Raw genomic sequence first — 12,104 nt, 5'->3', positions numbered from 1 at the left:
CCTCCTTGATTAAATTGTTATCGTTTACATCTTTAGGATAAATTATGGGAATGTTCCCATGTCAAGCACTATTTTCAAAAAAATGTATGCTATACTTCTTATAAGAATACATTCCACTTTGGAGGTAAAAAATGACGTCTATCATTGATGTAGCAAAAGTTGCCGGTGTCTCGAAATCGACTGTTTCTCGCTTAATTTCTGGAAAAGGATATGTGAGTGCCGATAGTCAAGAAAAAATTCTCAAAGCAATGAAAGAATTAAATTATACCCCGAATTATGTGGCTCGGAATTTACGAGCAGGTGCCACAAAAACCATTGGCTTTTTAGCACCTAGTTATTTAGGTTCCTTAGGCATTTTCTTGAATCGTTTTATTTCAATTGCCAAAAAATACAATTATTCCGTAACCTTATTTTTTACAGATGGCGATCAGCAGAAAGAAATTGATGCCTTGAACCAATTAAAATACAAACAATTAGATGGCTTGTTTTTATTGACACGGACAAATGAATGGTCGGTGATTGAGCCTTACAGCGCGTATGGCCCTTTAGCAACCTGGCATCGTATCGATTCACCTAATATATATTCTTCCTACATTGATCATTACTCTGGTTATTATCGTTCCTTAGAATATTTACAACAACAAGGATACCAAAAAATCGGTCATGTCCTCGGTAATCCCGAAAATTTAAACACACACGCACGAAAACGTGCAATGAAAGATTTTTATGAAAACACTCAGGCACCTTGGCAAGCTGAATGGCTGATTAATGATCAGTACACTGACCATTCTGGTCGCAAAATTGCCCATTACTGGCAACAATTAACCGACAAGCCAGAAGCTTTAGCCTTTTATAATGATCACGTAGCAGCTGAGTTTATCTCAGAACTTGAAAATCTAAATTATGCCGTTCCTCGCGATGTCGCTGTCATTGGCTTTGATAATAGTTATGTCAGTGAGTTGATGCATATTACAACTGTTGATTATGCCATTCAGTATCAAGCCGAAAACTCATTTATTTACCTATACAACCAATTAAATCAGACGAATATTCCTGAAAAAAAATTAACCGTTCATCTAGTTGAACGACGAACGGTGCCTAAAAAAGACCCGGCAGATCAGTCACTTTGACTGATTTACCGGGTCCTTTTAGAGTTAAACAAAAATTATTTATGCTTTTGTTCATTTTTTAAAATAGAAATTGACTGTTTTAAGGATTGAATCATCCCGCCTTCGCTGTATACAAGAACGTTTGATTTGTATAAACGAGCAGAGAAGATTGTTAAAATAATTCCAAAGACTGCCAAAATCACTAATGAGACAATTGCTTCCATTGTTGATGCCGTTTCGGTCGCCAAACGTACTGGCATGATGTAGGACGAAATCAGCGGAATAAAGGAAGTCACTTTCACCACGATATTTTGTGGATCATTCGTTCCAAACGTAATGCCAATCATATAACCGATTAAACCAATATACATGATGGGCTGAACTGCTTTTGCTGTATCCTCTGGTTTGGAAACAAGAGAACCACAAAGTGCTGCCAAAACAGCAAAAACGAGAATACCAATAATGAAAAAGCCTAATGTAAAAATAAAGGTTGATGAAAAAATACTTTGTGGTGAAATACCACTTAATAGACTTTTCATAAAATCAAGATTTTTCAATTGAGAGTAGCCGAGAACAAACGCCACTCCGTAAATGAAAATTTGTGTTAAAGCTACTAGAATAACCCCAGTTAATTTGCCATAAAAATGGGTTTGCGCTTTTGTACTAGAGAGAATAACTTCCATGATTCTAGTGCCTTTTTCAGAAGCAATCTCTTGGGCAATAATTGAAGAATAACTGCTGATGAAGACAAATAACAAAATTGTTATCCCCATTGCTAACGCCATTTGAATCCCTGTGTTATCTTCTCCTGTTTTTATTTTGCCATTTTCATCAAAACTAATTTTGGCTTTTTTAAATGTTGCTTGTTGATTCAACATGGCAACTTGCTCAGCTGTTAGGTTTAAACGATTGGCATTCGCCATTGTTTGTAATTGGTTTAACATTTGAGGAATTAGCATCTCGGTTGTATTTCCTAAAGAGCGTTCAGAGTAAAGCTGACCAGAAATCTGATTATCTGTAGTGTCCAAAAGTAAATAGGCATCAATTTTCTCGTCTTTTAATTGTTCTTGGGCCTTTTTCTCAGAAGAAACAGCTTTGAAAGAAAAGTCCTCTGTTTTATTCTTTGTCAACTCTTTAATCAGCGCTTGATTTTCCGAAACCAGACCAATGGTCGTATCTCCTGAAAAACCGCTAGCTAGAGAGCCCGCTAAGTAAACAATTCCTACAAGAAGAAATGGCGCTAAAATCATGATTAAGAAAGACAGCGACTTCACATTTTTCTTATAGACATCAGTCGCAATAATCCAAAATTTACTCATCTTGCCCACCTACTTTCATTTTGAAAATTTCTTCCAATGTTGGTGGTTGTTGATTAAACATTGGAATGTAGCCATTGGCTGTTGCTTTATCAAACAACACTTTGCCCACTTCAGCGTTTTCTAATGTCGCTTCTAAGACGCCATCTTGTCGCAAGTGCGCTTCTTTCACGCCTGCTGTAGCAGCAACTTCCTCAACAGATAACGGTGATTCTAAGAATAATTTTGTTCGACCAAATTGTTCTCGAATTTCATGAACCTGACCATCTAAAACCATACGTCCATTTTTTAACATGACTAAATGGTCACAGATTTTTTCCACATTGTCCATATTATGACTGGAAAAAATGACACAAGAACCTTGATTTTTCAATTCAATAATGCCGTCTTTTAATAATTCTGCATTAACTGGATCCAAGCCACTGAATGGTTCGTCTAAAATAATTAACTTCGGTTCATGAATAAGTGTCGCAATCAATTGAACTTTTTGTTGATTTCCTTTTGATAAAGATTTAACTTTATCCGTTTTTTTGCCTTTAACTTGAAATTTTTCCATCCAAAAGTCAATTTTAGGTTCAATTTCTTTTTTAGTTTTTCCCCGCAATGAAGCGAAATAAATTAGTTGGTCTTCAATCGTAATTTTAGGATATAAACCCCGTTCTTCTGGTAAATAACCAATAATATTGTACTCTTTTTCGTTTAATGGTTGACCATTCCATAAAACTGACCCGCTATCTTGTGTTAAAAAATTTAAAATCAAGCGAAACGTAGTTGTTTTCCCGGCACCATTTTGGCCAATTAATCCTAAAATTTTCCCGTCCGGTATCGTAAAGGATACCTGATCGACTGCTTTAAAATCCCCAAAGGTTTTGACTAACTCTTTTACCTCTAACACATAAACGCCCCCTTCACTTTTTCTAAACCGCTGTTTAGTTACTCATATCGTATCTTTCCTGTGTTGGCTTGTCAATGACAATTGTTATGGAAAGCTGTTACGCTTTAATCAGACGCTTTATTTTCTGCTAAACGAAAAAGGCCATCCGTCTCGGAAGAAATATGCACTTCATTTGCAGTCAAGCCTGTGCTTTCATAAAATTTATTTTTAAATTCCTTTACCGATTTTGATGATTGGCAGGCCCAAATTCGACCTGTACGATTCAGCCAAGTCCCCAATTCATTCATTAAACGCTCATCAATCAGGCGTGGATTTGGTACTTTTTTAAATTTTATTTGATAAACGGGTGTTAGTATTTTCATGATCAGACGCCCTCTCTTTTAAGTTAACATTAGTATATCATGAAAGAAATCGTTATTATATTTTCTTGAGATTTCAACCTTTTATGAAAAATTTGAATAAAAAGCCAGACAAATTAGGTACTTTTCCTAATTTGTCTGGCTCATTTTCATTTATTTTTTTGTTTCTTGGTGCAAATGACGATATACATTCTGTGCGACAGTTTCAGGTAACCCAGCTTTTCTTAATTCTTCAACACTGGCTGCCGTAATATTTTTAAGCGATTTAAATTCTTTTAAAAGATTTTTTTTACGTTTCGGTCCCAAACCTTCAATATTATCTAATTTCGAAGCAAAACTATTTTTACTACGTAATTGACGATGAAATGTGATGGCGAAACGATGGACTTCATCTTGGATTCGTTGCAACAAGAAAAATTCTTGTGAGTTTCTTTCCAATGGTACAACTTTTAAGTTTGGACCAAATAAAAGTTCACTCGTTTTGTGCTTGTCGTTCTTGGCTAATCCAGCTACAGGAATATCGACTCCTAGTTGATTGGCTAGCACATCTTTAGCAACATCGACTTGACCTTTACCACCATCGATTAAAATTAAATCAGGAAAAGGCAAGCCTTCTTTTAAAACTCGTGAATATCTGCGATAAATGACTTCTCTCATAGAAGCGTAATCATCAGGACCTTGGACAGTTTTTATTTTATATTTTCGATACTCATTTTTAGCTGGCCGTCCGTCAATAAACACAACCATCGCAGAAACAGGGTTGGTTCCCATAATATTTGAATTATCAAACGCTTCAATTCGAATGGGCGCAGGTATATTCATCGCATTGCCTAATTTTTCAACTGCGCCAATTGTTCGTTCTTGTTTCCGTACAATCAAATCGAATTTTTCATTTAAAGCAACTGCAGCATTTTTACTGGCTAATTTAACCAGTTTTTTCTTTTCTCCCCGTTGCGGCTGCAAGACTTTCGTAGCTAATAAAGCTTCAACGCTTTCTTTATCAATGTCATCAGGAATCAAGACTTCTTTTGGCACAAAATGCTCATTCTCTTGATAAAATTGTCCAATAAAAGTTAAAAATGCTTCACTGGCATCATCATAAAATGGAAAAATCGATACATCACGTTCAATTAATTTTCCTTGTCTGACAAAGAATACTTGAACACACATCCAGCCTTTATCAACAGCGTAGCCAAACACATCACGATCAATTAAATCCACATTCGTCATTTTTTGGCGGGTCATAACTGTTTCAATCGCTTTGATTTGATCGCGAAATTCTGCAGCTTTTTCAAATTCCATATGTGCAGCTGCATAAGCCATTTTTTCTTGTAAGCGATCTTGAATTTCTGTATGTCCTCCAGAGAGAAACCCTTTAATCTCTTCCACCATATCTTTGTAGACTTGTGGATCCACATCAAAAGCATAGGGACACAGACATTGTCCTAAATGGTAATACAAACAAGGTGTTTTTTGCGACGGATTACATTTTCGCAAAGGAAAAAGCCGATCTAACAGTTTCTTTGTTTCATTTGCTGCATTTACATCTGGATATGGCCCGAAATATAACGCTTTGTCTTTTAAAACCTTTCGAGTAATCATTAAACGAGGATATTTTTCGTTTGTGATCTTGATAAAAGGATAGGTTTTATCGTCTTTTAACATGATGTTATATTTGGGATTATTTTTATGAATTAAATTAATTTCTAATAAAAGTGCTTCAATATTCGATTCTGTCACAATATATTCAAAATCATCGATTTCACTGACTAATCGTTCTGTCTTAGTATCATGGCTACCACGAAAATAAGAACGAACTCGGTTTTTCAAAATTTTGGCTTTTCCAACATAGATAATCGTGCCGTTTTTATCTTTCATTAAATAACAACCAGGTTGATCAGGAAGCAGTGCTAATTTATTTTTTATTCGTTCGTTCATACGATACTTCCTTTCTAACAAAATGCTTTATCTATTATACACCTCTTTTTGTAATTAAACAAAAAAGCCGCTACTTTATGTACGAAAGAAACAGCCTGAAAAGACAATCGCTAATGATTTCCTTTCAGACTGAATCAGGCTATTCGTAATGACTAATCAACGTTTATAAGTGTTTGGCAATCATTGCTTGCAATTGGTCTTTTGTATGAACACCGACTGCTTTTTCAACAACTTCGCCATCTTTTTTCAATAGCAATGTTGGGATGCTCATGATGCCGAAACTTGCTGGTGTTGCAGGATTTTCATCCACATCCATTTTGACGATTTTCACTTCGTCTTCATCATATTCTTCAGATAATTGTTCTAAGATGGGTGCTTGCATACGACAAGGGCCACACCAAGTTGCCCAAAAGTCGATTAAGACTAATCCTTCATCTGTTTCTGTTGCAAAATCTTTATCGGTAATTGCTTGTGTCATTTCACAAACCTCCTACTCTTTACTCTTATTACATGCTTAGTATAACACGTCATCTTTAAGATAGCGAGCGTTCTGCTTACTTATTGTAAGTCCTTGTTTATTGGAATTTTACGACAGTCGCACCATTACCACCTTGGTTTTGTGGCGCAAATTCATAGCTTTTTACACTGCGGTGATTTTTTAAAAATTCCGTTATTCCGGTTCTTAATGCACCTGTTCCTTTGCCGTGAACAATGGTTACTTGTGGATAGCCAGCTAGAATCGCGGCATCAATGTATTGGTCAACTTCTGCCAATGCTTCTTCGTAGCGTTTGCCACGTAAGTCTAGTTGTGTGCTAACATGACTACTTTCAGCAGAACGAACCGTTGTGACTCTAGGTTTTGCTTCTTTTTGTGGAGCGACAGGCGTCATATCCTCTTCAGAGACGTTCATTTTTAAAATGCCCAATTGAACTTGCCATTGTCCTTTACCGTTGTCTTTTAATAATGTCCCTCGTTGGCCGTAGGTATTGACAATTACTTCATCGCCAGCTTTTAATTTTTTCTGTTCTTTCGCCTTCTTCAGCACTTTGTTTTTAGCAAGCTGGGTTTCTTCATGGTGTAATTGAGAAAGTTGTGTTTTCGCATCAATTAACTGATGTTCTTTGACACCACCTTGTTGGCCACTTTCCAATTGCATTTTGCGAATATCAGAAATAATGGTTTCTGCGTTTTCTTCTGCTTCTGCAATAATTTTATTTGCTTCTTTCCGCGCTTTTTGTAATTCTTTTTCTCGTTCTTCAAAAAATACTTGATAGGCTTCTTTCAGTTCTTTATGCAAAGCGGCCGATTCATCGACATAGTGGCGAGCTTCTAAATATTCAGTTTCGGCCATTTTGCGACGGTTTTCCAAGTCTTCAATCATTTCGTTTAAATCTTGACTTTCACCGTCCATTATTTGTTTTGCAGCTTCAATAATACTGTTGTCTAATCCAAGACGTTTCGAAATTTCAAAAGCATTACTTCGGCCAGGCACGCCAATTAATAAACGATAGGTTGGACTCAAGGTATCTACATCAAATTCCATACTGGCATTGATTGTTCCAGCTCGATTATAGCCATACACTTTTAATTCAGGATAATGGGTTGTTGCCATCACATAGGCTCCTTTAGCACCCAATGAATCTAAAATGGCAATCGCTAAAGCGGCCCCTTCTTGCGGATCTGTCCCAGCACCTAATTCATCAAATAGTACTAAACTTTGATGATCGACTTTCTTTAAGACAGACACGATATTCGTCATATGTGAAGAGAAAGTACTTAAACTTTGTTCAATCGATTGTTCATCCCCGATATCCGCAAATACTTCTGTAAAAATCCCCATTTTACTCTCTTCTTCAACTGGAATAGGTAGTCCAGCTTGGCCCATTAATTGTAAAAGACCTAACGTTTTCAGAGTAATGGTTTTCCCACCGGTATTAGGCCCTGTAATCACAATTGCTTGATATTCTTCTCCAATCACAATGTCATTGGCTACAGCTTTTTCTGGATCTAATAGCGGGTGCCGGGCTTGTTTAAAAACTACATGATTTGCTTGACTAATTTCTGGAACAACTGCTTTTAGTTCTTTTCCAAGTCGCGCCTTAGCATTAATAAAATCAAGTTTACCGATGACATAAGCATTATGCGTAATTTCACGGCGATAAGGGACCAACTCGGCCGACAGTTCTGCCAAGATGCGAGTAATCTCATTTCTTTCGGCAATTTGTTGTTGTCGCAAGCGATTATTCATTTCTAAAATTTGTTTAGGTTCAATAAATAAGGTTTGACCTGAAGCACTTTGATCGTGAACCACGCCACCAAAAATATTTTTATATTCTTGTTTGACTGGAATCACGTAGCGTTCATTTCGCATAGTAACAAGGGCGTCACTCAGATAACGTGCGTTTTTCCCACGAATAATACTATCGAGTTCTTCTCGAATGGTCTGCTCACTACGTCGAATATTTTGCCGAATTGCCTTTAAGGCTGGCGAAGCTTCATCTGTGACGTAGCCATCATCATCAATGGCTTGTTTGAGTTGGCGATTTAATTCAGGCAAAACTTCTAGTTGCTCTCGCCACATATATAAACGTCCAAAATCCACTTCATTTTCACTTAACTCATCAAAAAAACGAGTCAGTTCTGAAGTAGTCGACAAGACACGACCTACTTGTGCTAATTCTACACCATTTAAATCCGCACCAATTTCAATCCGTTTCATGTGTGGTTGAATATTTTCTAATTTAGGAATGGGGATTCCACCACGTAATCGTTGAACTTTTAAACCATCCTGTGTTTCATTCAGCCAGGATTGAATTTTATTTTCATCAGCAATCGGTAATAATTCCGATACTTCATTTGTCCCCTGGGCTGTCACAATAAATTGCAACAACTGTTGTTTTACTTTATCAAACCCTAACGTTGATAGAATACGCTGATTCATTTTTCCACCTACTTTTCTAACTTTTTCATTTGTTGAAAAGACTGAGACATAACATAAGAAGTTTCGCTTTGCTCGCTTACTTCTTATCTCTATCTCAGTCCCATTCAGCTTTATTTCGTAATTGGTTCAACCCATAATTCATATGCTTGTTTTGTTAGAATTGGGGTATTTTTTACAATGCCTCGTGCCAAGCCACTTGACCGAAACTGATTTTGAACAACATCTGACGGAATCATTGACGCCGTAGCTAACACGAGAAAAAGACCAACGTATAACACAAGAACACTTAATACGCCACCTAATAGTCCATTTACCTGTTTCAAAACTGGAATAAACGTTAATCCATGTAAAAAGATAGCTAAAAATCGAACGACTAACCAGCCTGCAAACAGCAATAATAGAAACGCAACCGCTGAATAAAAGGCTTTATCCAAGTCTAAAGAAATCTCTTGATTAAAAAAGACAAGCTTTGACGTTGGCGTAACCGATGGATATGGAATATACAATTCTAAATGAGAGGCGACCTCTTTGTAATAGGTTCGAGCAACAAAATATGAAATTAAGTAACCTACCGAATAGAGCACTTGTAAAATCAAGCCTCGTTTAGCTCCTGTATAAAATCCAAAGGCTAAAAGTAATAAAATAAGTATTGTTAACATCTTGTCATCCTTTCAGGAACTACTCCGAAACACCTTTATTTTGAATCTGCTGTTTTCGATTTTCATTCAAAATTTGTTGGGCTTCCACGTGATTATGAATTTCTACATCTTCTTGTCCATTCTTTTTCAAAACATCCCGTGCTTCTTCTTCGATAATTTCCATTCGGCGCACACGATTCTCTAATTCAGCCAAACGAATGGTCTTCTGTTTTAAATCTGCTACTTGTTTTTCCAATTTTAAAGCATATTCTTGTTTTTTTAGTTGATCTGAAATTGCATTAATTGCTAATAAAACAGAAGCTTGTTCCGTATCAGTTTGCGGAGAAAGATGTTTAATTTCCGCCAGTTGTTCGTTGACAATTTTTGTGACTAAATCCATATGTTGTTTTGACTCTTGGCCAATAATTGTATACGTATGGTCTGCAATGATTGCTTTATATCGTGTTTTTTCATTTGATGCCATGTTGAGGTTCCCTCCTGTAAATCAATCCATTCTTGCTTATTGTACCATGAAAAAAAAGCGAAGCGCAATTTTCGTACAAATTCTCTCTTATTATATGCCACAAAGCGAAAAATTTAAAGATTTCTTTACAAGAACTCTGACAATTTAAAAACGAATAGAAATTGTGTAGGAGAAAAAGCGTGGAACAAAAAGTCAAAGTGATTTTTGTCCCACGCTCAAAACCTGATAATCAGCTAAAAACGTTTGTTTCAGCTGTACTTTTTAAGATTTAGTTATTATCTTTCATCTTTTCTACACGTAAACAACGCATAGCATTTAAAACAGCGATAATCGTTACGCCAACATCAGCAAACACTGCTGCTTGCATTGAAGCCAAGCCTAATGCACCTAGTCCCAAGACAATGATTTTAACAGCAATCGCAAAGATAATGTTTTGTTTAACAATTCTCAATGTTTTTCTTGATAATTTAATCGCAGAGGCGATGCGACTTGGTTCATCATTCATAATCACCACATCAGCAGCTTCAATTGCCGCGTCACTTCCTAAACCACCCATGGCAATCCCAACATCAGCCCGGGCTAAAACAGGTGCATCATTCATGCCGTCACCAACAAAGGCAACTTTGTTTTTAGGTGAAGATGCTTTTAACAACTCTTCTAAACGATCCACTTTGCCATCTGGTAAAAGTTCTGCATAAACTTTGTCAACACCAACTTCTTTTGCAATAGCTTCTGCAACTTGTTGATTGTCTCCAGTCAGCATAACAGTTTGTTTGACCCCTTCAGCTTTTAATTCTTTTATTGCTGAAATGGCGTCTGGTTTCAATTGATCCGCAATCACTAAGTAGCCTGCAAATTGATTATCAATAGCGACAAAAATTAAAGTTCCAGTTTCCTTCACTTCTGGTGCTTTGATACCAAATTGTTTCATTAACTTCGCATTACCGACTAAAACTGTTTTGCCTTCAATTGTGGCTTTGATACCGTGTCCGGCAACCTCTTCAATTGCTGTTGCTGGAACAGTTTCTTTGCCATAGCTTTCTTTAATAGAAATAGCAATTGGATGAGTGGATAATTGTTCTGCTGTTGCTGTTAAACGCAACAACTCTTCTTCGGGTAAGACAACACTAGTTATGTTTTGAACCACAAAATTTCCTTTTGTTAGAGTACCAGTTTTATCAAAAACAATCGTTTCCGTATTCGCTAAAATTTCTAAATAGTTGCTTCCTTTAATTAAAACACCTAGTTTGCTGGCTCCGCCAATTCCACCGAAGAAACTTAAGGGAACAGAAATGACTAAAGCACATGGACAAGAAATAACCAAGAACGTTAATGCCCGATAAACCCATTCATTAATAGAAGTATCTGGGAAAATAAATGGTGGAATCACTGCCAATAAGACAGCTAAAACAACGACAACTGGTGTATAGTAACGAGCAAATTTAGAAATAAAGTTTTCTGCAGGGGCTTTTTTACTGCTAGCATTTTCAACTAAATCTAAAATTTTGCTAACTGTTGAATCACCAAATTTTTTCGTAACATTAATGGTCAAGGCCCCATTTTTATTGATAAAACCACCTAAGATTTCATCGCCGACTTTGACCGTTCTTGGAACGGATTCACCAGTCAACGCAGAGGTATCTACCATACTTGATCCATCAATAATTTGACCATCTAATGGAACTTTTTCACCTGGTTTCACTAATATTTGTTGCCCAATTTCAATTGTATCTGGAGCGACCGCTTTTATTTGCCCATTTACTAAAAGATTTGCTGAATCTGGACGAATATCCATTAATTTGGCAATTGATTTTCTGGATTGATCAACCGCAGCACTTTGGAACCATTCGCCGACTTGGTAGAACAACATTACTGCCACAGCTTCGGGATATTCCCCAATAAAGAATGCCCCAATCGTTGCTACAGACATTAGGAAATTTTCATCAAACACTTCCCCCCGAAAAATATTCGTTACCGCTCGTTTGACAATGTCGCCACCAATTAAGACATAAACGACTAAATAAGACCCCAAAGCAACCCAATTATTACTTGGTTTAATGATAATAAGTGCTAAAAATAAAACAAATGCAATAATGATACGAATTAAGCGATTCTTATTTGGGTTACGTCCCTCTTCTTCTTTGACATCCTTTAAAGAAATAACTTTGACATCTGGTTCTAACTTACCAATCACTGCACGCGCTTCATTTTCGACTTCTAAATCATGTCCTGATTCAACTTCCAGTGTCATCTTTTCAGCCATGAAGTCCACACGCGCTTTTTCTACTCCGTGAATTTTTTGGACAGATTTTTCAATTTTATCTGCACAACTTGCACAATCAAGTCCTTCTAGTTTATAACTCTTTTGCATTTAAACACCTTCACTCCCTATATAATAGCGATTATTTCGTTTACATGAATAA

At 36.6% G+C, this 12,104-nt stretch carries 10 protein-coding genes; 1 reads left to right on the top strand and 9 read right to left on the bottom strand.

Features of this window, described 5'->3' with window-relative positions:
- Positions 1-131 precede the first annotated feature (131 nt).
- The gene (locus IGL49_RS05775) at positions 132-1,130 is read left to right on the top strand and encodes a LacI family DNA-binding transcriptional regulator (RefSeq protein ID WP_104855015.1); all 999 of its coding nucleotides are present in this window, start codon (positions 132-134) and stop codon (positions 1,128-1,130) included.
- Between the two features lie 35 nt (positions 1,131-1,165).
- On the opposite strand, the gene IGL49_RS05770 is transcribed toward IGL49_RS05775, so the two are convergent.
- From IGL49_RS05770 to IGL49_RS05730, 9 genes are all read right to left on the bottom strand, one after another.
- Positions 1,166-2,428 carry an ABC transporter permease gene (locus IGL49_RS05770; protein WP_104855014.1) on the bottom strand — a complete coding sequence of 421 codons (1,263 nt, stop codon included), beginning with the start codon at positions 2,426-2,428 and terminating at the stop codon, positions 1,166-1,168.
- Positions 2,421-3,320, bottom strand: a complete 900-nt coding sequence (locus tag IGL49_RS05765; RefSeq protein ID WP_104855013.1) for an ABC transporter ATP-binding protein — start codon at positions 3,318-3,320, stop codon at positions 2,421-2,423. The genes IGL49_RS05770 and IGL49_RS05765 overlap by 8 nt, the downstream gene beginning before the upstream one ends.
- A 104-nt stretch (positions 3,321-3,424) precedes the next feature.
- On the bottom strand, positions 3,425-3,682 hold the full coding sequence (locus tag IGL49_RS05760; RefSeq protein WP_104855012.1) for a DUF3884 family protein: 258 nt from the start codon (positions 3,680-3,682) through the stop codon (positions 3,425-3,427).
- Between the two features lie 150 nt (positions 3,683-3,832).
- Positions 3,833-5,617, bottom strand: a complete 1,785-nt coding sequence (gene uvrC / locus IGL49_RS05755; protein WP_104855011.1) for an excinuclease ABC subunit UvrC — start codon at positions 5,615-5,617, stop codon at positions 3,833-3,835.
- Positions 5,618-5,780: 163 nt separating this feature from the next.
- Entirely contained in the window at positions 5,781-6,095 is a 315-nt protein-coding gene (trxA, locus tag IGL49_RS05750; protein ID WP_002357703.1) for a thioredoxin, read from the bottom strand.
- A 97-nt stretch (positions 6,096-6,192) separates the two neighbouring features.
- Entirely contained in the window at positions 6,193-8,559 is a 2,367-nt protein-coding gene (locus tag IGL49_RS05745; protein ID WP_104855010.1) for an endonuclease MutS2, read from the bottom strand.
- 110 nt (positions 8,560-8,669) lie between these two features.
- The gene (locus tag IGL49_RS05740) at positions 8,670-9,218 is read right to left on the bottom strand and encodes a CvpA family protein (protein ID WP_002369463.1); all 549 of its coding nucleotides are present in this window, start codon (positions 9,216-9,218) and stop codon (positions 8,670-8,672) included.
- Positions 9,219-9,237: 19 nt separating this feature from the next.
- Positions 9,238-9,681 carry a cell division protein ZapA gene (zapA, locus tag IGL49_RS05735; RefSeq protein WP_002357706.1) on the bottom strand — a complete coding sequence of 148 codons (444 nt, stop codon included), beginning with the start codon at positions 9,679-9,681 and terminating at the stop codon, positions 9,238-9,240.
- A gap of 268 nt (positions 9,682-9,949) precedes the next feature.
- Positions 9,950-12,052 carry a heavy metal translocating P-type ATPase gene (locus tag IGL49_RS05730; RefSeq protein WP_104855007.1) on the bottom strand — a complete coding sequence of 701 codons (2,103 nt, stop codon included), beginning with the start codon at positions 12,050-12,052 and terminating at the stop codon, positions 9,950-9,952.
- Positions 12,053-12,104: the final 52 nt, after the last annotated feature.

Origin of the sequence: Enterococcus sp. DIV1337a (assembly GCF_051712285.1) — a bacterium.
Lineage (GTDB): Bacteria > Bacillota > Bacilli > Lactobacillales > Enterococcaceae > Enterococcus > Enterococcus faecalis.
Note: the sequence above shows the minus strand (reverse complement) of the source record. Positions and strands in the feature narration are given on the sequence as shown.

What these genes read in the sequence shown, in the direction of transcription:
- IGL49_RS05775 (WP_104855015.1), top strand. Translation starts at nt 132, where the DNA reads ATGACGTCTATCATTGATGTAGCAAAAGTTGCCGGTGTCTCGAAATCG.
- IGL49_RS05770 (WP_104855014.1), bottom strand. Translation starts at nt 2,428, where the DNA reads ATGAGTAAATTTTGGATTATTGCGACTGATGTCTATAAGAAAAATGTG.
- IGL49_RS05760 (WP_104855012.1), bottom strand. Translation starts at nt 3,682, where the DNA reads ATGAAAATACTAACACCCGTTTATCAAATAAAATTTAAAAAAGTACCA.
- uvrC (WP_104855011.1), bottom strand. Translation starts at nt 5,617, where the DNA reads ATGAACGAACGAATAAAAAATAAATTAGCACTGCTTCCTGATCAACCT.
- trxA (WP_002357703.1), bottom strand. Translation starts at nt 6,095, where the DNA reads ATGACACAAGCAATTACCGATAAAGATTTTGCAACAGAAACAGATGAA.
- IGL49_RS05745 (WP_104855010.1), bottom strand. Translation starts at nt 8,559, where the DNA reads ATGAATCAGCGTATTCTATCAACGTTAGGGTTTGATAAAGTAAAACAA.
- IGL49_RS05740 (WP_002369463.1), bottom strand. Translation starts at nt 9,218, where the DNA reads ATGTTAACAATACTTATTTTATTACTTTTAGCCTTTGGATTTTATACA.
- zapA (WP_002357706.1), bottom strand. Translation starts at nt 9,681, where the DNA reads ATGGCATCAAATGAAAAAACACGATATAAAGCAATCATTGCAGACCAT.
- IGL49_RS05730 (WP_104855007.1), bottom strand. Translation starts at nt 12,052, where the DNA reads ATGCAAAAGAGTTATAAACTAGAAGGACTTGATTGTGCAAGTTGTGCA.